The 20,980-nt window shown below is 67.1% G+C and carries 19 protein-coding genes and 2 pseudogenes; 3 read left to right on the top strand and 18 right to left on the bottom strand.

Annotation, left to right across the window (positions count from 1 at the left end; translation table 11 throughout):
- From AC1DY7_RS27165 to AC1DY7_RS27130, 8 genes are all read right to left on the bottom strand, one after another.
- Positions 1-671, bottom strand: a 671-nt coding sequence (locus tag AC1DY7_RS27165; protein WP_477496851.1) for a DUF222 domain-containing protein, incomplete at its 3' end; no start/stop codon positions are given.
- Between the two features lie 73 nt (positions 672-744).
- Positions 745-1,383: an HhH-GDP family DNA glycosylase gene (locus AC1DY7_RS27160; RefSeq protein ID WP_477496850.1), complete on the bottom strand. Its 639-nt coding sequence runs from the start codon at positions 1,381-1,383 to the stop codon at positions 745-747.
- Positions 1,384-1,401: 18 nt separating this feature from the next.
- Positions 1,402-1,734 carry a TfoX/Sxy family protein gene (locus AC1DY7_RS27155; protein ID WP_477496849.1) on the bottom strand — a complete coding sequence of 111 codons (333 nt, stop codon included), beginning with the start codon at positions 1,732-1,734 and terminating at the stop codon, positions 1,402-1,404.
- A gap of 1 nt (position 1,735) precedes the next feature.
- Complete coding sequence (locus AC1DY7_RS27150; RefSeq protein ID WP_477496848.1) at positions 1,736-2,125, bottom strand: nitroreductase/quinone reductase family protein; 390 nt, start codon at positions 2,123-2,125, stop codon at positions 1,736-1,738.
- Between the two features lies 1 nt (position 2,126).
- On the bottom strand, positions 2,127-3,140 hold the full coding sequence (locus AC1DY7_RS27145; RefSeq protein WP_477496847.1) for an LLM class flavin-dependent oxidoreductase: 1,014 nt from the start codon (positions 3,138-3,140) through the stop codon (positions 2,127-2,129).
- Positions 3,141-3,224: 84 nt separating this feature from the next.
- A complete protein-coding gene (gene lon, locus AC1DY7_RS27140; RefSeq protein WP_477496846.1) occupies positions 3,225-5,552 on the bottom strand; it encodes an endopeptidase La in 2,328 nt (775 codons plus the stop codon).
- A 28-nt stretch (positions 5,553-5,580) separates the two neighbouring features.
- Entirely contained in the window at positions 5,581-6,186 is a 606-nt protein-coding gene (locus tag AC1DY7_RS27135; RefSeq protein WP_477496845.1) for a VC0807 family protein, read from the bottom strand.
- Positions 6,187-6,288: 102 nt separating this feature from the next.
- Complete coding sequence (locus tag AC1DY7_RS27130; protein WP_477496844.1) at positions 6,289-6,717, bottom strand: hypothetical protein; 429 nt, start codon at positions 6,715-6,717, stop codon at positions 6,289-6,291.
- Between the two features lie 89 nt (positions 6,718-6,806).
- Here AC1DY7_RS27130 and AC1DY7_RS27125 point away from each other — a divergent pair, with 89 nt between their 5' ends.
- Together AC1DY7_RS27125 and AC1DY7_RS27120 are read left to right on the top strand one after the other, a co-directional pair.
- Positions 6,807-7,733, top strand: a complete 927-nt coding sequence (locus AC1DY7_RS27125) for an NADP-dependent oxidoreductase (protein WP_477496843.1) — start codon at positions 6,807-6,809, stop codon at positions 7,731-7,733.
- Positions 7,730-8,455, top strand: coding sequence for an SDR family oxidoreductase (locus AC1DY7_RS27120; protein ID WP_477496842.1), 726 nt, complete (start codon positions 7,730-7,732; stop codon positions 8,453-8,455). Before AC1DY7_RS27125 ends, AC1DY7_RS27120 begins: the two co-directional genes overlap by 4 nt.
- A 64-nt stretch (positions 8,456-8,519) precedes the next feature.
- Here AC1DY7_RS27120 and AC1DY7_RS27115 read toward each other — a convergent pair whose 3' ends face one another.
- From AC1DY7_RS27115 to AC1DY7_RS27075, 9 genes and pseudogenes are all read right to left on the bottom strand, one after another.
- Positions 8,520-9,515 carry an esterase family protein gene (locus tag AC1DY7_RS27115; RefSeq protein ID WP_477496841.1) on the bottom strand — a complete coding sequence of 332 codons (996 nt, stop codon included), beginning with the start codon at positions 9,513-9,515 and terminating at the stop codon, positions 8,520-8,522.
- Between the two features lie 174 nt (positions 9,516-9,689).
- On the bottom strand, positions 9,690-11,087 hold the full coding sequence (locus AC1DY7_RS27110) for a mechanosensitive ion channel domain-containing protein (RefSeq protein ID WP_477496840.1): 1,398 nt from the start codon (positions 11,085-11,087) through the stop codon (positions 9,690-9,692).
- The gene (locus tag AC1DY7_RS27105) at positions 11,084-13,261 is read right to left on the bottom strand and encodes an adenylate/guanylate cyclase domain-containing protein (protein ID WP_477496839.1); all 2,178 of its coding nucleotides are present in this window, start codon (positions 13,259-13,261) and stop codon (positions 11,084-11,086) included. The genes AC1DY7_RS27110 and AC1DY7_RS27105 overlap by 4 nt, the downstream gene beginning before the upstream one ends.
- Before the next feature lie 54 nt (positions 13,262-13,315).
- Positions 13,316-14,596: an alpha-amylase family glycosyl hydrolase gene (locus tag AC1DY7_RS27100; RefSeq protein ID WP_477496838.1), complete on the bottom strand. Its 1,281-nt coding sequence runs from the start codon at positions 14,594-14,596 to the stop codon at positions 13,316-13,318.
- Positions 14,593-15,072: a nucleoside deaminase gene (locus AC1DY7_RS27095; RefSeq protein WP_477496837.1), complete on the bottom strand. Its 480-nt coding sequence runs from the start codon at positions 15,070-15,072 to the stop codon at positions 14,593-14,595. Before AC1DY7_RS27095 ends, AC1DY7_RS27100 begins: the two co-directional genes overlap by 4 nt.
- A gap of 49 nt (positions 15,073-15,121) precedes the next feature.
- Positions 15,122-15,325 (bottom strand): hypothetical protein, encoded by a 204-nt coding sequence (locus AC1DY7_RS27090; RefSeq protein ID WP_477496836.1) that lies wholly within the window; start codon positions 15,323-15,325, stop codon positions 15,122-15,124.
- Between the two features lie 125 nt (positions 15,326-15,450).
- Positions 15,451-17,118, bottom strand: a pseudogene (locus AC1DY7_RS27085) (tetratricopeptide repeat protein); the annotation flags it as partial.
- A gap of 48 nt (positions 17,119-17,166) precedes the next feature.
- Positions 17,167-18,210 (bottom strand): annotated as a pseudogene (locus tag AC1DY7_RS27080) (hypothetical protein).
- A gap of 2 nt (positions 18,211-18,212) precedes the next feature.
- A complete protein-coding gene (locus AC1DY7_RS27075) occupies positions 18,213-18,800 on the bottom strand; it encodes a TetR/AcrR family transcriptional regulator (RefSeq protein ID WP_477496835.1) in 588 nt (195 codons plus the stop codon).
- 105 nt (positions 18,801-18,905) lie between these two features.
- Here AC1DY7_RS27075 and AC1DY7_RS27070 point away from each other — a divergent pair, with 105 nt between their 5' ends.
- Positions 18,906-19,289 carry a cupin domain-containing protein gene (locus AC1DY7_RS27070; RefSeq protein ID WP_477496834.1) on the top strand — a complete coding sequence of 128 codons (384 nt, stop codon included), beginning with the start codon at positions 18,906-18,908 and terminating at the stop codon, positions 19,287-19,289.
- 92 nt (positions 19,290-19,381) lie between these two features.
- Here the strand turns inward: AC1DY7_RS27070 and AC1DY7_RS27065 are convergent, their stop codons facing one another.
- Positions 19,382-20,977, bottom strand: coding sequence for a SulP family inorganic anion transporter (locus tag AC1DY7_RS27065; protein WP_477496833.1), 1,596 nt, complete (start codon positions 20,975-20,977; stop codon positions 19,382-19,384).
- Positions 20,978-20,980 lie beyond the last annotated feature (3 nt).

Genomic DNA, 20,980 nt, shown 5'->3' with positions numbered 1-20,980 from the left:
ACGGTGGTGTGTTGGCCGTGGGGGCGGCGGGCGACGTCGGCGTCCCAGCCGGCGTCGACGAGGCTCATGAACGCRTCCACRTTGGTGGGGAACGGAACGTCACCCTGGTGGTCGGCGATCAGTTTGTCGCGGTGGGATTGGTGTGCGGCCTCGAATTKCGCGGCGTCGATGCGGGGCAGCCGGATCCGGTAGGTGGTGTAGTTGTCTTCGACGGTCTTGCTGAATTCCGGCCCCCGATCGGGGCGGGAAGGCTGCTCGGGTTTCGGTGCCAGGCTGATCGCTTTGATCAGTTGGGTGACGGTCGCGGATTCGGCCAGTTCGGCGTAGTGCTCATCGGAGCCGTCGGCGCCGCGTTCGGCGATGACACCGACCTGATCCAGTGACAACCGGCCGTCCCGTAACCCGTCGGTGCAACGCGGCAGTTCGTCGAGTCGTCGGGCGACGGCGACCATGGTCTCGGCGTTACGGGTGGAGACCCCGGTTTTCCAGGCCACCAGTGCCGGTACCGATTTGGCGCCGGTCATACCGGCCAGGTCCTCGCGCTCCAACTGCGCGACGATCGCCACGATCTTGCCGTCGATGGCATTGCGCTGACCGCACAACTCGCTGAGCTCCCCGAACAGCACCTCAAGGCGCTCCTTGGGAGCCAAAGACGCTGTCGCGGTGGACATGCCAAAATTCTCGCAGAGTGGTACGACAAGTCCGGATGACCAGCCGTTCCGTCAGTGCAGATTGGGGCCGAGCTCAGTGAGCGGTGACGCGCTCGGACAGGTCGTCGTCGAGCGCAACCCGTACCAGCGCGGCCGCCAGATGGGCGGGGCGGCCGTCGGATAGTTCGAGCAACCTGGCGGGGTCCTCGGGTAGGCCGAGTCTCTGTGCGCCGGCGATTGCGCGATCATCGAAATATGGCTGTGCCCAAGGCCATACGCTCTGAACCTCACGAAGGAAGATGTCGGCGCCGGTCGGGCCGATACCGTCGAATTGCTTTAAGGCGCTGGATACGGCATGCGTGTCGTGACCCGATTCGTCGGCGAGCCGTCTCAGGTCTCCTGAATACGTCTCGCGGACCCGTGTAGCCAGCGCGGTCAGCCGGCTTGCAGAGCTTTCGTCGTATCGCGCGTAGCCGGCCCGCCCGAATGCCTCGATCAGCGTTTGTCGGTCTGTACGTAGCACCGCGGCGGGAGTACGTACGCCGCACCGGAAGACTTCGCCCGCTGCGGCCACTGCGACATCGGCGCCGATCGGCTTACTCGCGAGCATGGCCAAGACGAGCAACTGGAACAGCGGCTTGGGCTTATTCCGCAGCGTGATTCCCGCTCGGTCGGCGAACGTCCCTCCGACCTGCCTCAGCAGGCCAGAGACCGTGGCGGCGTCGTCTGCCATCTCGCTCGCGTACCCGGATTACTTGGGCGCCAACCCCGTCGCGTACGTGATGCCGCGCGTCACCCATGGGCGCAGCTGGCGTGCCGTGCGCACACCTTCGGCTCCGACGCGTATCCAGCCCCGGGTCTCGCGGCCGGCCATCACCATGGGCTCGACGTGCTCGCGGGCCACCAGGGCCGCAGTCTCCTCGAGCGGCACCCGAACCATCAGGCCACCGTGACCACTGGCGGCCACCGCCATATTGCCGTTCACCAGAAACGCCAGACCGCCGAACATCCGCTTCTCGTCGATGTTCGGGGTGGTGGCCAGGATCTCGCGAATCCGGTTGGCCAGATCCTCGTCGTAGGCCATGTCAGGTGAGGTCGATGCGGATGGTCAGCAGATCGCTGCCCACCACCCGGACCACCGCACTGTTGAGCTGCGGCAGACTGGCCAGCCGCGCACTCGCGTCATCGTCGGGCAGCAGATGCGCGGTGCCGGTACGCCAGCGCCCCTGTAGCCGGACACGAACTGCGGGATCGGCCTTGATGTTCTTCACGTAGTCGGATTCGGTGCCGTGTTCGGAGACCAGCCAGAAGGCGTCGTCGATGACGCGCCCGCCGACGGCAGTACGCCGCGGCTGGCCCGATTTGCGCCCCGTGGTTTCCAGCATGGTGACCGGGAGTCGCCTGCCGACGGGGTTGAGGACGTAGCGCTGAACGGTGTGCACGATGCGGCGTTTGAGGGTGGGCAGGTCGGGCACGTCAGGCCTCCTGGGTCGGTGTCCAACCCAGTCTAGGGCCCAGCCGTTGTGCCAGGTCCGCGATGATCTGCGAGTAGTCCTCGGGCTCGAACGAGAACGGCAGCGCGAACGTCGCCTCGTCGGCGCGGGCGAAGCCGGCATGTGCGGACAGCTGGTCGGCCAGTTCGTCGGACGTGCCGACGTAGTCGGGGGAGAAGAGCATTCCACGAGGGCCCTGCGGGGTCTTGGTGCGTTCGAACCGCGCCACGGCGTACTCCCGGTAGCGGCGGATCTGGTCGTCGGTGGCCGAATCGGTCGGGATGACCACCAATCCCTGCGACACTCTGGCTTTTTCGGGTTCGGGGTGGTGCGCACGGTAGGCGTCGATGTGTTCGGCCTGGATGGTCGCGAAGTCCCGAGACTCGGTGCCCTCGATACTCACGACGGAACTGGTCAGGTAGTTGATGCCTTGGGTGCCGGCCCAGATCGCCGACTCACGGCCGCCGCCGTACCAGACCCGGCCGGCCAGTCCTGCGGAGTGCGGTTGCACCGATCGGACGAACTGCTCGATACCCGTCACGCCCTCGAAGTCGCTGACCGGTTCGCCACGCAGCGCCCGCAGCAGCCGCAGCACCCGCTCCTTCGAGAAGTCCTGCACATCATGGGATTCCGGGTACAGGCCGGCCTTGTAGTGGTCATAGAGCATCGGGGTGCCCACCGACACCCCGGGGTTGATCCGCCCGCCGGACAGGATGTCTACGGTGGCCAGATCCTCGGCCAGGCGCACCGGGTTCTCCAGACCCAGTGGGATGACCGCGGTGCCCAACTCGATCCGGGAGGTGCGCTGGGTCGCGGCGGCCATGATGGCAACGGGCGAGGAGATGCCGGGTTGGAAGTGCCTGCAGCGCAACCACACGCTGTCATAGCCGAGATCCTCGGCGCGTTCGATCGTCTGCAGCGTCTCCTCGATACCGGGACCGGGGCTGTCCACGTCGAACCGACCGATGGTCAGGAACCCGAGCTTGCGTAGCGGCATGATTTCCTCCTCGCGAGCGTGCGCATTTGTACGCGACACACCGTGTCAGACCGTACAAACACGCACGCTCGCGAGGTTATGCCACTAGGCGGCTTGGGTGGCCGCGGCGACGGGCTCCAGCGCCAGCGCGACGATCTCGGCGACATCGGTCATCGGCCTGACCTCCAGCTCCGCCAGCACCTCGGCCGGAACCTCGTCCAGGTCGGGCTCGTTGCGTTGCGGGATGAAGACGGTCTTCAGCCCGGCCCGTTGCGCCGCAAGCAGTTTCTGCTTGACGCCGCCGATGGGCAGCACCCGGCCGTTGAGGGTGACCTCACCGGTCATGCCGACATCGCCGCGGACCTGGCGTCCGGTGGCCATGGAGACCAGTGCGGTCACCATCGTCACACCTGCCGACGGACCGTCCTTGGGCACCGCGCCCGCGGGCACGTGCACGTGGATCTGCCGGTCCAGCGCCTTCGGATCGACACCCAGCTGTTCGGCGTGGGCACGCACGTAGGACAGCGCGATCTGCGCGGACTCCTTCATGACGTCACCCAGCTGGCCCGTGAGCTTGAGCCCCGGCTCGGCGTCGACCGACCCGGCTTCGATGTAGAGCACATCGCCGCCCAGGCCGGTGACTGCCAGACCGGTCGCCACACCGGGCACCGCGGTGCGCTCGTCGGAGTCCGGTGTGAAGCGCGGACGGCCCAGGTACTCAACCAGATCCGGCTCGTCGATCTCCAACGGCTCAGCCGAGGCGGCCAGCTTCGTCGTGACCTTTCGCAACGCCTTGGCCAGCAGTCGCTCGAACTGCCGCACACCCGGTTCGCGGGTGTAGTCCGCCGCGATCTTGCGCAACGCAGCGTCGGTCAGCGTCACCTCCTCAGACGTCAACGCCGCACGTTCGGCCTGCCGGGGCAACAGGTAGTCGCGCGCGATGGCGACCTTGTCGTCCTCGGTGTAGCCGTCGATCTGGATAAGTTCCATGCGGTCCAGCAGGGCCGACGGGATGTTCTCGATGACGTTGGCCGTCGCCAGGAACACGACGTCGGACAGGTCCAGGTCCAGCTCCAGGTAGTGGTCGCGGAACGTGTGGTTCTGCGCCGGGTCCAGCACCTCGAGCAGCGCCGAGGACGGATCGCCACGGTAGTCCGAGCCCACCTTGTCGATCTCGTCGAGCAGCACCACGGGATTCATCGAGCCGGCCTCGCCGATGGCCCGCACGATGCGGCCCGGCAGCGCGCCGACGTAGGTGCGACGGTGTCCGCGGATCTCGGCCTCGTCGCGCACACCGCCCAGGGCGACGCGAACGAACTTGCGGCCCAATGCCCGTGCCACGGATTCACCCAGCGAGGTCTTACCGACACCGGGAGGGCCGGCCAGCACCATGACGGCGCCGGAACCGCGTCCACCGACGACGGACATGTTGCGCTGGGCGCGACGAGCGCGGACCGCGAGGTACTCGACGATGCGGTCCTTGACGTCGTCCAGACCGTGGTGGTCGGCGTCCAGGATCTCGCGGGCCGCTGTGAGGTCCGCGGAATCTTCGGTCGTCACGTTCCACGGCAGTTCCAGGACGGTGTCCAGCCAGGTGCGGATCCAGCCGCCCTCGGGGCTCTGATCGCTGGAGCGTTCCAGCTTGCCGACCTCGCGCAGCGCGGCTTCGCGCACCTTCTCCGGCAGGTCGGCGGCCTCGACTCTGGACCGGTAGTCAGCTTCTTCTCCAGACCCGTCGGGACCCAATTCGCCCAATTCCTTGCGGATGGCGTTGAGCTGCTGGCGCAGCAGGAATTCCTTCTGCTGCTTGTCCATTCCCTCGCGGACGTCTTCGGCGATCTTGTCGTTGACCTCGACCTCGGCCAGGTGTTCACCCGTCCAGTCGATGAGTTGACGCAACCGCGCGGTCACGTCCTCGGTCTCCAGCAGCTCCCGCCGCTGCACGTCGGTCAGGTACGAGGCGTATCCCGCGGTGTCGGCCAGCTGTGACGGATCGGTGATCTTGTTGACCACGTCCACAATCTGCCACGCCTCGCGGCGCTGCAGCATCGCCAGCACCAGCTTCTTGTATTCGGCAGCAAGGGTTTTGGTGTCCTCGGTGACGTCGGCCTCCGCGGCTTCTTCGACCTCGACCCAGAGCGCCGCACCGGGGCCGGTGGTGCCGGAGCCGATATGTGCGCGGCGCTCACCACGCACGACGGCAGCTGCGCCGCCACTGGGGGCGCGACCGACCTGCACGATGGACGCGATGACGCCGTAGGTGGGGTAGCGATCATCCAGGCGCGGCGCGATCAGCAACTTGCCGGACTGGCTTGCTTGCGCGGCATCGACCGCGGCGCGTGCGGCGTCGTCCAGTTCGATCGGCACGACCATGCCGGGCAGCACGATCGGCTCGCTGACGAACAACACCGGAACTGCAGTGGCTTCAGACATCCATCCTCCAAAGTTGAACCTGACCGACTCAACTCTGTGTGGCGGTCCTTTGTTCCCACCGCGACGCGGCTCTCTTGGCGATGACCACGGTGATCAGGATCAGCACACCGGTCAGGGCGAGTGATGCCACCGTGTTGACACCCTTCCCGACGTCGACAGACAGCGAAAAGATGATGCCCAGACTCAGGAACATGCCCAGCAGCAGGCCGACTCCCCATATCGCCGAGAGCAGAACATGCACACGGTGCTTGAACGCGTCCTCACCCGGTTCCGGCGGTTCTTCGGTGGATCGAACCCGCTCCGCCACCACCTGGGTCAGCGGCGTCCCGATCACACAGCTGCCCAGGAAGATGACCCCGCCGATACCTCCGACCAGGGTGTCGCCCACCATCAACAGCCGGGCATTCGACGTCGCGAGTCCGACGGCCAGGCTCAGGCCGAAGTTCAGCATCAGATAGCCGGCAAAGGGGTCGAGTCGGCGGGCCTTGATCGCGTCGTAAGCGACCTTGATCCCGGCCAGCACGGTGGCGGTGAGCAGCGCCACGTACTCGGAGAAGCCCAATGCGCGGAGGCCGTAATAGGCGCCCAACGCCGGCCCGATGTCGAGCAGCATCCCGCGCAGGACCGGTCGCATGGAATGTGCTTGCCCCGGATCTACTTCCCGTCGCTCCGCTTGCCCCGGCTCGGTCACTGCGCCGACGGTAGGTCGCGACCCTGGGAGGTCGCTGGCAGCGGGCTACCGGGCGCGGTCCAGCCAGCGCGCGATGCGCGGCTCGAAAATCGTCAGCAGGGTGGCGACGACGAGCCACAGCGCCGCGATCGCCAGGGTGGTGTGCCACGCGTCGCGGGAGAAGCCGTCGTCCTCCTCGTGGTGGAAGAAGGGAGCGATGATCCCGAACTGGATCGCCGGTGCGACGGCGATGCACAGCGCGAGACCGGTTGTGGCGCCGAAGGCTCCACGCAGAAGTAAGGCCCGCGGAGTGCGTACCGTCGGCGCGCCGTGATGGTGGGCCAGCAAGATGAGCAGCAGCATCACACCGATGACGACGGCGAGTACATCCCAGTCGCCGCCGCCGAAGATGAAGGCGACGGCGCCCGCAACCGTGGCCAGGGCGAGCGCACCCGGATCCACCCGTGCCCGGGCGCTCTCGTCGTCGACGGTCATGGCGTCACTGTAAAGCCGCGGTGGACGTTATTCACCTGTGAATCGCCGTGGGGCGGAATACCTGTCGGCCGCACCTCGTCATAGCCACCATGAGTAGAGCTGTGCAGTTCGATCACTATGGGGATGTCGAGGTTCTGCAGGTGCGGGACGTGCCGCGGCCGGTACCGGGTGACGGTGAAGTGCTCGTCGAGGTGAAGGCCGCGGGCATCAATCCGGGCGAGGTGATGATACGCAACGGCTTGGTGCACGAGCGCTGGCCGGCGACGTTCCCGTCGGGTCAGGGGAGCGACCTGGCGGGCGTCGTCGTTGCACAGGGGCCTGGCGTGAACGACTTCGCCGTCGGCGACGAGGTGCTCGGGTTCTCGCTGCGGCGCTCCAGTCACGCCCAGTACGTGACGGTGCCCGTCGATCAGCTCGCGATCAAGCCCGCGGGCGTGCCGTGGGAGGTGGCCGGATCGCTGTATGTGGCGGGCTCCACGGCCTATGCGGCGGTCGGGTCGGTGGGTCTGAACGCGGGGGACGTCGTGGTGATCGCCGGTGCGGCCGGCGGTGTCGGCACCATCGCGGTGCAGTTGGCCGCGCGCGCCGGCGCGACAGTCCTCGGTATCGCGGGACCGTCCAACGACGGGTGGCTGCGCGAGCACGGTGCGATCCCGGTCAACTACGGGGACGGACTGGCCGACCGGCTGCGGCAGGCGTCACCGTCCGGAGGGGTCGACGCGTTCCTCGATTTCTTCGGTGGCGGCTATGTGGCACTGGCCGTGGACGAACTGGGCGTCGCACGTGAACGGGTCGACACCGTCATCGATTTCGCCGCGATCGAGCAGTACGGCGTGCTGGGTGTGGGTAGCGCGGAGGCCACCACCGCGGCGGTGGTCGCCGAGCTCGCCGGCTTGGTTGCGGCCGGTGAGCTCGAGGTTCCCATCGCGAAGGTCTATCCCTTGAATGAGGTGCGCGCGGCGTATCGCGATCTGGAGGAACGCCATACCCGCGGCAAGCTGGTGCTGCGGCCGTGAGTGCAGCTGATCCACTGACGGGCAAGGTCGTTGCCATCACCGGCGCCAGTAGCGGGATCGGTGCGGCCACGGCGCGACACCTGGCGGGGCGCGGCGCCAATGTCGTCCTGGGTGCGCGCCGAGCCGATCTGCTGGTGGCCCTGCAGGATTCGTTGCGGGCCGAGGGTGCCGCTGTCATCCACAAAGTGGTCGATGTGACGCGACCCGAGGACGCCGAGCGACTGGTGGCCGCGGCCGTCAGCGAATTCGGCCGCCTCGATGTGTTGGTGAGTAACGCGGGTATCGCGTCGCTGGGCCCGGTGGCCGACGGTGATCTCGCGGCGTGGTCGGCGATGATCGAGGTGAATCTGCGCGGAGTGCTCAACGGGATCGCCGCTGCGACGCCGGTGTTCCGGCGGCAGGGGCACGGGGATTTCGTCACCATCGTCTCGACGGCGGGGCTGAAGATCGTGCCGAACATGGGGGTGTACGCCGCGACCAAGAACGCGGTACGCACGGTGCTGGAGGCGTTGCGCCAAGAATCGACCGACGGGGTCATCCGCACCACCAGTATCTCCCCGGGCTACGTGCGCACCGAACTCGGCGGCCCGGAAATCACTTCCGGTATGCCGGAATTCGCCATCGCCCCGGAGGCGGTGGCCCGGGCGGTGGCGTTCGCCATCGAGCAGCCACGCGACGTCGAGATCGGTGATCTGACCATCCGCCCGACGGTTCAGGGCTGACACACAAAAGCAGGGAGCCTGCCGCTCGGGGGGTTGCGGCAGGCTCCCTGTGGTTCTGTTGGTGCTAGGTGACGGACTGCGCCCCGAGCACGCGCTGGATGTCGGGCTTCATCATCTGAAGCTGCTGACCCCAGTACGCCCAGGTGTGCGTTCCGTTGGCCGGGAAGTTGAACACGCCGTTGTTACCGCCCGCAGCGATGTAGCGATCGCGGAAGGTGACGTTGGTGCGCAGCGTGAACCCTTCGAGGAACTGGGCTGCCATCAGGTTCTGTCCGGCCGTCCCGGAATCGAGATCCGACGGCGTACCGGTGCCGCAGTAGATCCAGATGCGAGTGTTGTTGGCGACCAACTGATTGATGTTGATCATCGGGTCGTTGCGCCGCCACGCCGGGTCTGACGACGGACCCCACATGCTCTCGGCGTTGAACCCGCCGGCGTCGTTCATCGCCAGCCCGATCAGCATCGGCCACCAACCCTCGGACGGGTTGAGGAAGCCCGACAGCGTGCCCGCGTAGATGAACTGCTGCGGATGGTAGATCGCGTAGGTCAGGGCAGCGCTGCCCGCCATCGACAGACCTACCACGGCGTTGCCGGTGCGCGACACGCCCTTGTTGGTCTCCAGGTAGGCAGGCAGTTCCTGGGTCAGGAACGTCTCCCACTTGTAGGTGTAGTTCTGGCCGTTGCCCTTCGACGGCTGGTACCAGTCGGTGTAGAAGCTGGACTGGCCGCCGACCGGCATGATGGTCGACAGACCCGACTGGTAGTACCACTCGAACGCCGGGGTGTTGATATCCCAACCGCTGTAGTCGTCCTGGGCACGCAGACCGTCGAGCAGGTAGACCGCATGCGGTCCGCCGCCCTGGAACTGGATGCGGATGTCGCGTCCCATCGCCGCCGACGGGACGTCGAGGTATTCGACGGGCAGACCCGGCCGCGAGAATGCTCCTGCTGTAGCCGAACCCCCCGCGAAGCCGATCAACCCGGGCAGTGCGACGACGGTCGCGGCGACCACCGCCGCCCGGCGGAGCCACTCTCCACGAATCTTTCTGATGAACTTCATAACGGCAACAAACCCACCTTTCATCACGAGATCTAAGCAATTGCCGCTGCTTATCTTCGTGAGAAAGTGAATCACGCGCCCCAAATGCCACACGTGTAACACGACGCGCGGCGATATCGCGGTTGGCTAACGATTGAGACTCGGGCCTGAGACCTCGTCGTGACTCGCCGTGACTTACTCCGACGAGGCGAGCGCCGCACGCGCGGCGCTGCGGCGCTCCTCGATGGCGCGGCCGATCTCCTGGAGCAGCAGTGGCTTTCGCGCCACCAGTTGCTCGATGTGAGCACGGTTGATCTGCAACACGGTGACCTCATCCAGCGCGTGAGCGCCGGCCACCACCGGCTCGCGGGTGAGTGCTGTCTGGCCGAGGAAGTCACCCGGCTCGGCTGTCCGGACGGTCACGATCGAACCGTCCGTGCGGACCGCGGTGAGCCGGGCCCGGCCCTTGACGATGAAGGTCATCTGGCTTGGAATCTGGCCGGGGGCCTGCAGCGTCTCATCGGCGCCGTAGCGGGTCAACCGGACGTAGGGCAGCACGTCACCGAACTCGCTCGCCTGCAGGCGCAGCGTCGACGCGACCACCTTCAGTGCCTCGTCGATCCGGTCCGGTACGGCGAAATCATCCTCGGCCTCGTCCAGGTGCAGGTCCGCTCGTCGGGTGGCGTACCAGATCCATCGTAGGAACGTGGCCCGGGCGGCGCCGTCGTCGGCGGGGGAGCGTAACGGGATGGTCGTCTTGTACTGAAGACCGCCCATGGCAACGGCTTTCGGCCGCGCGTCGGGCCGGAGCTGGGGGAGGTTGGCCGCCACCCGGGTCAGCACGGCGCACACCTCGTCGGGCGCGTCATCCAGGGCGAACACGCTGACCACCGAGATCGAGTGATCACCGGGCGGCCGGCTCTGATTGGTGAACGACGCAGCCGCCAGGACCGAGTTGGGCATGATCTGCATGCCGCTGCCGGTGTCGATATGCGTTGCGCGCCAGTTGACCTCGACCACCCGACCCCGCGCCGACGGGGTGTCCAGCCAGTCGCCGAGCTGGAAGGGCTGCTCGAACAGCAGCAGCAGGCCTGAGACGATCTGGCCCACCGAATTCTGCAAGGCAAGGCCGAGCACGATCGAGGTGATCCCGAGCGCAGTGAAAAGGCCGCCGACGTCGGCACCCCAGACGTAGGAGAAGATGATGGCCAGCCCTACCGCGATCACCGCGAATCGGGCGACGTCCAGGAAGATCGACGGAATCCTCTTGCGCCAGCTGCCTTCCGGCGCACCCTGGAACAGGGCGGCGTTGAAACCGGACAGCAGCAGCACCAGGATGACGAAGCCGAACACCGTGGCGATGACGCGAACCGGGGTGGCGTCGGCGTCCACCTCGTTGGCCTTGGTCAGCAACAGTAGCAACGCACCCAGTGGCAGGATGAAATTGCGCAGCAAGCCCACCGCGCGGGCCAGGGCGCTGCCGCGCCGGATCAGCGCGTTGCGGAGCTCGGTGAGGAACACCAGGGCAACCGGCAGGCCGACGGAGATCCCGATGGCCCAGAAGAACCACGCCGCGTCCAGCAGATCGGTCACGGTCTGCGCTCCGTGAGCCGCCACACCGGCTCCGAACCACTGGGGACGGCGATCTCGCCGGCGGCGACGAACAGGTTCGGATCGCTGACCGCGTCACGCACCCCCGCGGTCACATACACGCCCGGCTGCGACGTGCCGCTCTGCACCTGGTTGGCCAGATCGACTGTCGCGCCCCACATGTCGTAGGCCAGGCTGGACCGGCCGACCAGTCCGCTGGTCACGGTTCCGGTATCGATACCGGCCCGCAGTTGCAGATTGCTGCCCGTCTCGCCGTTATAGCGGTCGACGATGCGCTGCATCTCGATCGCGAAGTCGACCGTGCGCCGCACATTGTCGAGCCGGGGGACGTTGAGCCCACAACTGGCCAGGTAACCGTTGTGCAGGGTGCGCACCCGTTCCACCCCGAGACTCTCGGCCGCGGCGTCGAACTGGCGTACCAGGCGGTTGACGATGGCCAGCGAGGCATCCGAGCTGAGGTCTGCGGACAACTCGTCCAGGCCGGCGATGTCGGCGAAGATCACCGTGACGTCCTGATGGTCCTGGGCGATGGTCTCCTCGCCCTCCCGGTATCGGGCCACCACCTGTTCGGGCATCAGCGAGAGCAGCAGGCGGTCGTTCTCCCGGCGTTGCTCGTTGAGCAGATCCTCCTTGATCGCCAGGTTTCGGCTCATCCCGTTGAAAGCCACCGTGAGGTCACCGAATTCGTCCTTCGACTGGACCGGGACCGTGACCCCGTAGTCACCGGAGCTGATCTGCTGGGCGCCCGCCTCCAGCCGCCTGATGGGACGGATGAACAGCCGGGCCAGCAGCATGGCCGCGATGGACACCACGAAGATGATCGCGGCGGTGGACAACACCAGGGTGCGGGTGAACCTCGATACCGGGGCGAACGCCTCGGAGGTGTCGATCTTGGCGATCACGACCCAGTGCAGGCCGTTGATGTCGACCGGGGCGTACGCCTGCAGCGTTTCCTTGCCGAGGTAGTCGCGCGCGATCAAGGTGCCCTTCTGGCCACGCTGGGCCAACTTGGTGGCGTCGCTTCCGACGGGTTGCACCAGGGTGTTGCCGTCCTGGCGGATGGAGTCCTCTGCGATGTCAGGTGGGGTGCCCGCATTGATGACGTCGCGCTTGAACTTCTGGGGATCCTGGGTGAACAACCGTGAGTCCGAGCGCATCAGGTCGTCGGGACCGACAATGTAGGTCTCGCCGGTCTTGCCCATACCGGACTCTTCCCAGCGCTTGTCCATCGTCATCAGCCGGTTGATCTTGGAGATCGGGAACTGCAGGGCCAGCACGCCTTCGACGTGCCCGACATCGCCGACGGGCGACACCAGCCAGGCGGTGGGAGACGGCGCCGGCTGATAGTCGCCGAAGTCGGTGATGGCGACATAGTCAACGGCGTTGGACTGCATCGCCTTGAGATAGGCCTCGGTCAGATTGCCGCTGCGGTATGGGCCGTTGAGGACGTTGGTGCCCAGGTCGACGCCCTTGTAGGCGGTGTAGACGACGTTGCCCCGGGGGTCGATCAGCAGGGCATCCTCGAATTCGAACCGGGTGACGATCTCCCGGAAGAAGTCGTTGTAGCTCGCGTTGGCGGCCGACCATTGGCTGCCGTCGCGGGCGTCGTCGAACTCGATGGCCTTGTCGAAGTCGTCGAAGGGTGTCGTGTAGTTGGCCTGTAGGTACTTCTGCGCATTCGACGCCGGCATCAGCGCGGAGACGTCGACCACGTCGCCGGTCTGCTGGTCCTCGACCTTGGCGAATTGGTTGTTGTAGTAATTCGACAGCGCCTGTTGCTGTTGCGGGCTGATGGTGGCATTGGCCAGCTGATCGAATCCCGCGGTGAATGCCTGCAATGCCTGTGTGGTGGTGGACCCGCGCGAATAGATGACCAACGAATTCTTGAGGTCCGATATCTGGGTGGCCAGTTGCCGGGTCTGTGATTGCCGAATTTCGGTGAGCCGGTCGAATACCGAATTCCGCAGGGATTCTCGCCCGGACTGGTAGCCGATGACCCCGACCACGGCGGCCGACAGGATGCTGGTGGCCAGCAGCATCACCAGCAATTTGGACTGGATGCTGACACGGGACAGAAACCGGCGGCGACCCAATTTTGTGGGGAGCGCGGCGTCATCCGAATCGGAATGCGGCGGGCTTTCGGCTGTCGTCGTCATCGGTGGGAAAGCTTAGGCCCGTTGTTCACTCGGTCTCCTGCTGTTGGCAGATATTCACGACGGCTCGACGATGACCCATCCGTGCGGCGGGACCACCACATCTGCAACGAAATCCGGCGGTGGCGCACCCGAGCCGGCTGCGATGTGACCTGGCCGGGGCAGGGTGACAGGGAACGGTTCATTGCTGACGTTGAGTGCCACCGTCAGCTCGCCGTCGTCCGCGTGGGTGCGGTACACGTAGCCGGTATTGCTCACCTGGATCGCTTCGGTCCGCGCGGTGTGCAGCCATGCGTGCCGGCGCCGCAGCCCGATGAGGTACTGGTGCAGCGCCAGAACGTCGCTGTAACCGGTTGGGCGCTCGGAGAATTCGGGTCGGACCGCGTCGTCGCCGCCGACCCGTTCCTCCTTGACGGCCTGCCAACCCCATTCGTCGCCGGCGTAGATGCTCGGCGTGCCTCCGGTGGTCAGCAGCAGCACCAGGGCGTGTTCCAGATGGCGGGGTTCGTCGAGCTGGCTGGCTATCCGGGTGACATCGTGATTGCCGACGAAGGTGAGCGGCACGAAGGTGTCCAGGAATTCGCTGTGGCGCTGCAGCGCCCAGTCCAGCTCGTGGAAATTGCCGTCGTTGAGGCTGCTCCAGATCGCCTTCCACAACTCGTATTGCGTGACGGAGTCGAAACCGGCGGCCCGCACCTGCGCGGGGTAGTCGCCGTGGATCACCTCGCCGACGAACCACGCCTGCGGATGGCGGGCTCGGACGGCGGGCAGCACCGAAGCCCAGAACCGGTCCGGGACGGCGTAGGCGGCGTCCAACCGCCAGCCGTCGGCACCGCGGTCCAGCCAGTGCGCCATCACCTCGACGGTGTAGTTCACGACGTCGGGGTTGCCGTGGTTCAGCGCGATCAGTTCACCGTGGCCCTCGAAGGTGCCAAACCCGTCGCGCCCCTTGCGAAACCAGGCACTGTCGCCACCGTCGAGTGCGTTCCGGTAGCGCGGGAAGTCGGTGCCAACGTGATTGAAGACGCCGTCGAGCAGCACCCGCAAGCCGCGCCGGTGCGCCTCCTGCACGAGCAGGTCGAAATCGGCGTCGTCCCCGAGCCGGGGATCGATGCGGTAGTGGTCGGTGGTGTCGTAGCCGTGGGTGCGGGAGGCGAACACCGGGCCCAGCGCAATCCCGGAGCAACCGAGTTCCACCGCGTGGTCCAACCATTCGACGATCCGCAGGAGCCGGTGCTCGCCCGGCTGCGGTGCCGGCTCGGCGGGAAAGGCGCCGACGAATCCCAGCGGATAGATCTGCCACCAGATCGCGTGGGTCACCCACTCCGGATCGGTCACGGCCGGAACTTCGCTTCGTAGAGTGCGTGCATGCGTTCGGTCAGCTCGGCGGCCGGTCCGTCGGTGGCGATACCGGGGGCGACGGCGGTGATGGGCAGGGCCGCGACCGGTGAGGCCGGGGTGCCCCAATCCGCGCACCACTGGCTCAGCTGCGCCGACGACGCCGCGTACACGATGCGGCCGAGGCCGACCCAGGCGTGCGCGGCCGCACACATCGGACAATGCTCGCCGGAGGTGTAGACCGTCGCAGCGCTGCGCTGCGACGGGGTCAGGTGCTCGACGGCCCACCGCGCGATCGCAAACTCCGGATGCTGGGTGGCGTCGCCGCCCTTGACCCGGTTGCGGTCCTCGAACACGGTCTGGCCCGACTCGTCGACCAGGATCGATCCGAAGGGTTCGTCGCCGTCATCGAACGCCACCCCGGCGAGTTCGACGCAGCGGCCCAGATACTCGAGGTCGCGCGCACTGATGGCCACGCACCGGAGCCTACTCAACCTCGGCGCGACGCCCTACGCACAGATGTGGCTAGAACTGATGACATACCTGCGGGACGGTTTCGAACGCCGCCGCAGAACCCCAACACCAGGCGGCGTAGGCGGCTGCAACCGCGACACGATCGATATCCCGCTGGCTTCCGCCGGCCGAACGCACCGACTCGGTGACGGCGAACTTGATGATATCGACCAAAGCCGCCATCGGTTCGTCCGACCGGTGAGTGGATGTGGACATGGATACGGACACTGATCCCCCAAACGGCGAGGGGCCGTCGCGCAGTCGCCCCGTTGCGAAGCGCGAAACCCCTGCCTGCTCAACACCTTAGTCCTGTGTCCGGTGGTCGCGCTCGAGACGCGCCTTTAGTGGCAGCAGTCTTTCGCGGTTGTTACCACATCGAGACGGCACGCACACGACGCGTTAACCGGGACATCGGCGCGCGCCCGCGCGAGCTCGAGCTGTCGGCCGATGATGGTGGCCTCGGCGTCCCGGCCCAGCCGACGCAGGCATTCGTGGTAGCCGTGCAGGCTCCAGACGTTGCCGGGATGCTGGCAGGACCGGCGCAGGGTGTCGTCCAGCCCCAGGTCGGCCGCGTAGACGGCGGCGGCGTCCTCGACCCGGCCCTGTTCGAGCAGTAACGCGCCGTAGGCGTGCCGGGTCGGTTGCATCCAGCCCCACGGTTCGTCGTAGGGCAGGGCGTCATCGAGGGCGATCGCCGTCCGCAGATGGGTGAACGCCTCGTCGAAACGTCCCTCGCGGTAAGCGATTTCGCCGTCCAACATGGCGACGGCGATGGCCAGGATGTCGCGGCTGGTGTTGTTGAACAGATACCGGGTGTCCGGGACGGCCGCATACGCCGCTGCCAGAGCTTCCCGTTCGGCGTGGGCCTGGGGGAGCTGGCCTTTCGCGGCGTGAGCGACCCCGCGGCCGTAATGGATGGTGGCTGTGGTGGTGCAGTACAGCTGCGGATCGTCGGGCAGCGGTGTGGCGATCAGGTCGTCCCAGCGCCCGAAGCGCACCAGTACATGAACCGGCAACGGCACGAACGCCTCCAGCCAGTCGGCCATCGGTGGGGACTCGATGGCCAGCAGCTCCGGCGTCAACTGCCCGGACAATTCGTCGGCCGCCTCCAGGGCCACCCGGGACTGCCCCTCGAACATCGCCGAGTACACGACGAAATGCAGATCGTGGGCGCGGTACAGGGAGTAGAAGTTCAGCGGGCCCGCGCGCCGGACGAATTCGCGGTCGGCATGTACCGCGGCCCGGTTTGCCAGGATCGAGGCCCGGTAGTCACCGCACAGCACGTCGATGTGACTGGGCATGTGTTGCAGGTGGCCGGCGTCGGGTACCAGGCCCCGCAGCAGGTCGGCGGCGGGCAGCGCTTTTTCGGGGTGTGCCGACATCTCGCACGCGTGCAGGTAGAGGTGCAGGACCCCGGGATGGGACTGGCCGGCCGGGGTGGCGAGGGCGTCGTCGAGGATGCGGGTGGCTTCCAGGACCCGTGAACCGGGCGCGGGGTTGCCGGTGGCGCTGTCCCACAACGCCCACGCGGTGACGTTGAGCAGCGCGTCGGCGGCCAACGCGGCGACGTCGACATCATCGGGATGCTCCGCGGCGACGCGGGCCATCGCGTCGGCGTAGGCGATGTGCCCGGCCGCGAGGGCGTCGGTGTCCTGCGGGTCGGCGGTGAGGAACCGGGTGGCGAGCGCGTCGATCAGGGCCCGTTCCACCGCGGAGGCCCGCCCGCCGGCCGCGTGGGTCAGTTCGGCATGGGCCCGCGCCAGCGAGGTGGCCAGGTCGAGTGGATCGAACGCCTCCCATGCCTTGTTGTAGTTCGGGCCCACCGAGTAGGCGATGGCCCAGCGGGCGATGGCCAGATCGGGGTCGAGCTCCAGCGCGCGCTCGAAACAGTGCACCGCTTCTTCATGATTGAAGGCGTAGGCCCAGACCATGCCGCGGTCGAACCAGATTTGGACCGCGGGATCGGAGGTGTCGACTCGGCGGTGATAGGTGCCGAGGTCGTAGTACGGCTACTCAATGCGGCGGAAACTCCACAAATCACAGCGGTCGGAACTACCTCAGGCGGTGACCAGTTCCGGTGCGGCGGGTGCCGGGGTGCGTCGGTCGGCGAGTTCGCGCCGGGCCGTCGCGACCACCGCCAGCACGCAACCCGAGCCGGCCCACACCAGAAGTGTGACAAGGGGGGGTCAGCGCGCCGTGGCCGTCGAAATACTCGACACTGCGCAGCAGCGATACCCCGGAACCCTGCGGCACGATGTGGTTGAACGTGGTGTAGAAGCCGGTGAGCAGGGGCCGGCCGACGGGACCGGCGGCGGCGGCATTGCCGACGATGACGAGGAATGCCGTCAGCGTCATCGAGGCGACGGTGCCGAACGCCGCGGCCACTCCGGTCACCGCGCCGCCGACGGCCATGGCGTAGAGCCACAGCGCACCGAACACCTGCCACGGGTGTCCCGTCAGCGCGCCGAGTGCGGCGTCGACGTAGATCGTCACCACGCCGGCCAGCATCGCGGCGTACGCGGACAAGGTGAGGGTGCGCAGCGCCAGGGTGGAGGCCCGGCGCACCGGGCCGACCATCCGGCCGAACGCCGCAGCCCCGACCGACGCGCCGATCGAGACGAAGATGACGGCGTAGAACTCGACCGTGCCCGACGGGTCGCCCGGCGACGTCGGGGCGATATCGGCGACTGCCGGTGCCAGACCGGTTTTGCGGCCACGGCACGGCCCACGGTTTCGGCTGCGGCAGCGACGCTGCGCCCACCGCCGCCGGCGACATAGATGTTCAACGAGCCAGGGGAGTCGACGACGAAGGCGGCGTCGGCCGTGCGCTGCGACACCTGATCGCGTGCCGCCGCGGCGTCGGCCACCGCGGTGATGTCCAGGGACTGCTGCCCGCGCAGCGCGTCGGTGATCTGGGCCGGTGCGGCGACGGCCACCGACAGATGGTGCAGCGTCGGCTTGGCGAACGCGCCTGCGTTACTGGCGATCATGGCCAGCACCAGGATGGTGAAGGTGACCATGGCCAGTGCGACGTTGCGGACGTGGGTGCGGGTCAGTTGTGGTTCCTGCGCGGTGGGCGCGGGCGAATGGTGCTTGCCCATGGTCAGGGCCTTTCAGAGTTGGGGAGGGTGAGCAGCGCGTTGACGGTGTCGAACGCGGCGGCGACCCGGTCGCGGAGATCACGGGCGTCGGCGGGGGCGGGGTCGTCCATCCAGGAGCGCAGCACTTCCATGAAGCCGCCCAACAGGAATCGGGTCACGCCCTCGACGGTCAGGCCGGCAATCGGGGTCACCACGGCCATGCCCTGGGCGGCGATCTCGGCACAGGCCGGTGCCAGCTCGGCGCGGAACGCCGCGATGACGGGTTGCATGACGGCGCTGGGAATGACGTTGCGATACATGGCGCGGTGTTCACCGGCGAAGTCGAACAACCGCATGATGCGCACCCGCGGATCGCTGTCGGTATCCGCGGTGGCCTGTGCGAACGCCACCGTGAAGGCGGCCGCCACGGCGTCGTCGCGATCCCGGAAATGCTGATAGAACACCTGCCGGCTGACACCGGCGCGGCCCACGATGGTGGCCACGGTCAATTCGTCGACCGGGTGTTCATGGGCGAGGGCGAACGCCGCCTCGTGCAGGCGGGTGCGCACGCGCTCGGCGCGAGGGTCGACGCTGTGCGTACGTGGTGCCATGAGATCAGCGTAAACGGTTTCGTAGACAACTGACCACGAAAAGATAGGTTAGCTATGGCACCCCCGGACCTGGTGTGATGGCCGTCTCCGGCCTACGGTGGGCCCATGATCAGGTGTGTTCGGTTGTGGACCGGTGACGACGGTGGCTCGCACGTGGACGTGGGCACGCTGGACATGACGCCCGGCCGCAACGCCGATCTGGTGTCGGTGGCGATGTCGGCCGCGCATGTCACCGTCGAGGAGACCGCCGGTGGTGGATCACTGGCCTGGCACACCGCACCCGTGCGTCAACTGGTGGTGACGCTGGCGGGCACGCTGCGTTTCCGCACCCGCGACGACGAGGAGTTCACCCTCGCCCCCGGCGACGTACTCCTTGCCGAGGACACCACGGGCACAGGGCATCAGTGGGAACTCGTCGACACTGATCCGTGGCGCCGGATGTACGTCGTGCTGGCGCCCGGCACCGAGGTCCCGTTCGTCGCCGACTGACCCACCCCCTTGGGCGGCCGCGAACGTGAATTACCCGCCTATAGATCGCGAATTTATAGGCGGGTAGTTCACGTTCGCGCGGACCTGCCCGGCTAGTGGCCGGCGACGACGTCGGACTCGTCGACGACGACGGGGTCCTTCGAGCCGGGCAGCAGCGAGTACGCGGCGCAGACGATTCCGAAGAACAGGTAGCCCAGGGCCACTTGCGGATTGGCGGCCCAGGCCACCTCGGGGGCATGGATCAGGCCGATGAAGGACAGCGCGGCCCCGACGACAGAGGCGATGGCGGCGTACAGGAACTTCTTCTCCAGGATGAACGCCACCATGGTGCCCAGGATCAGGCCGACCAGCACCGCGCCCTCGCCGAGGGTCTGTAATCCGTCATAGACGACACCCGCGCCGTTGAGCTTTTCCAGGCCGACCGCCGACGCCGACGTGCCCGCGGCGTTGAGGGCGTTGTCGATCAGACCGCTGGCCCACTGCGCCAGGTTGGGCAGGATGGCGGCCACCACCGCGACCGCATGTAGCCGCGGCACCGCCTGGAATGCCTGCGCGCCGATCAGCAGGCCGATGTAGAGCAGGATCGGCACGATGGCCGGCACCGGCAACAACGCGTCCAGCACACCGAAAAGGCCCAGGAAGCAGAAGATTCCGATCACCACACCACTGGCCAGCGAGTACCCGGCCCGGCCGCCGGCGTCTTTCCACCCGGGGTGACCGATGTACACCGCAGGTGGGAACGGTGAGCCGAACGCCGACCCGATGACCGCGCCCGCACCGTCGGCGAGCAGCACGCTGCGCAGGTTGTAGTTGTCGCCGGCGGCCGCCGCGCTCTCCACGTTGCTCATCGCCTCGGTGAAGTTGTAGACGCCCAGCGGTATCGCGGTACCCAACAGCGGGGCCAGATGCGACAAGCCGGAGAACAAGAGATCCAGCCGTAGGTCGGGGATGCCGATCGCGATGTCCGAAACCGCTTGCCCGACATCGGGTGCGGACATGTAGCCACCGATCCAGCCGATGGCGGTGCCGACCAGCAGGGCGGCCAGACCGACCGGGATCCCGAACGGCAGCTTCATATCGGTGAAGAATCCGATGAGGATGATGGCCAGCACCGGCAGGCCTATCCAGGCCACTTCCCACATCTGCGCGGCGGGCCGCATCGAGATGAAGGTGATGGAGATGCCGGCCAGGGTGCCCAGCATCGCCGCGCGCGGGGTCAGCTTGCGGATGTAGGGCCCGACAAACGCGCCGATCATCACGATGACACCGATCATGAAGGCCCACGCCAGCCCGGATTCCCAGGCCAGCATGGCGTCCTTGGTGTTCAGGTACACCGGCAGCATGACGACGAACACGACGATGAACATGTGCGGCACGCTGGGTCCGTACGGCAGAGCCGTGACGTCCGTGCGGTTCTCGCGCCGGGCGAGCCTGCGGGCCAGGAAGGTGTAGTAGAGGTTGCCCAGGATCAGCGCCACGCCGAGCGCCGGCAGCACGGTGCCCAGCACGTCGCCGGGCGCCACGTTGATCACACCGATCATCAGCCCGGTGAGGGTCAGGACGTTCACCAGGATGTTGAATCCCAGCCCGAAGAATGCGTTGGTGTCGCCGCGCGTCCACCACGGGATGGAGAACGCAGGTTTCGGGGTGTCGGGGGCGGCCGGGGGATCGGAGACGTCGGTCGACATGGG

The sequence above is a fragment of the Mycobacterium sp. P2_H7 genome, assembly GCF_056403275.1.
The sequence above is the reverse complement of the archived record's forward strand: the minus strand, read 5'-3'. Positions and strand labels throughout refer to the sequence as shown.

Excerpts from the sequence above, each read along its gene's own strand:
- AC1DY7_RS27070 (WP_477496834.1), top strand. The coding sequence starts at position 18,906 with ATGATCAGGTGTGTTCGGTTGTGGACCGGTGACGACGGTGGCTCGCAC.
- AC1DY7_RS27115 (WP_477496841.1), bottom strand. The coding sequence starts at position 9,515 with ATGAAGTTCATCAGAAAGATTCGTGGAGAGTGGCTCCGCCGGGCGGCG.
- AC1DY7_RS27090 (WP_477496836.1), bottom strand. The coding sequence starts at position 15,325 with ATGTCCACATCCACTCACCGGTCGGACGAACCGATGGCGGCTTTGGTC.
- AC1DY7_RS27130 (WP_477496844.1), bottom strand. The coding sequence starts at position 6,717 with ATGACCGTCGACGACGAGAGCGCCCGGGCACGGGTGGATCCGGGTGCG.
- lon (WP_477496846.1), bottom strand. The coding sequence starts at position 5,552 with ATGTCTGAAGCCACTGCAGTTCCGGTGTTGTTCGTCAGCGAGCCGATC.
- AC1DY7_RS27105 (WP_477496839.1), bottom strand. The coding sequence starts at position 13,261 with ATGACGACGACAGCCGAAAGCCCGCCGCATTCCGATTCGGATGACGCC.
- AC1DY7_RS27145 (WP_477496847.1), bottom strand. The coding sequence starts at position 3,140 with ATGCCGCTACGCAAGCTCGGGTTCCTGACCATCGGTCGGTTCGACGTG.
- AC1DY7_RS27065 (WP_477496833.1), bottom strand. The coding sequence starts at position 20,977 with ATGTCGACCGACGTCTCCGATCCCCCGGCCGCCCCCGACACCCCGAAA.
- AC1DY7_RS27125 (WP_477496843.1), top strand. The coding sequence starts at position 6,807 with ATGAGTAGAGCTGTGCAGTTCGATCACTATGGGGATGTCGAGGTTCTG.
- AC1DY7_RS27135 (WP_477496845.1), bottom strand. The coding sequence starts at position 6,186 with ATGCGACCGGTCCTGCGCGGGATGCTGCTCGACATCGGGCCGGCGTTG.
- AC1DY7_RS27160 (WP_477496850.1), bottom strand. The coding sequence starts at position 1,383 with ATGGCAGACGACGCCGCCACGGTCTCTGGCCTGCTGAGGCAGGTCGGA.
- AC1DY7_RS27155 (WP_477496849.1), bottom strand. The coding sequence starts at position 1,734 with ATGGCCTACGACGAGGATCTGGCCAACCGGATTCGCGAGATCCTGGCC.
- AC1DY7_RS27075 (WP_477496835.1), bottom strand. The coding sequence starts at position 18,800 with ATGGCACCACGTACGCACAGCGTCGACCCTCGCGCCGAGCGCGTGCGC.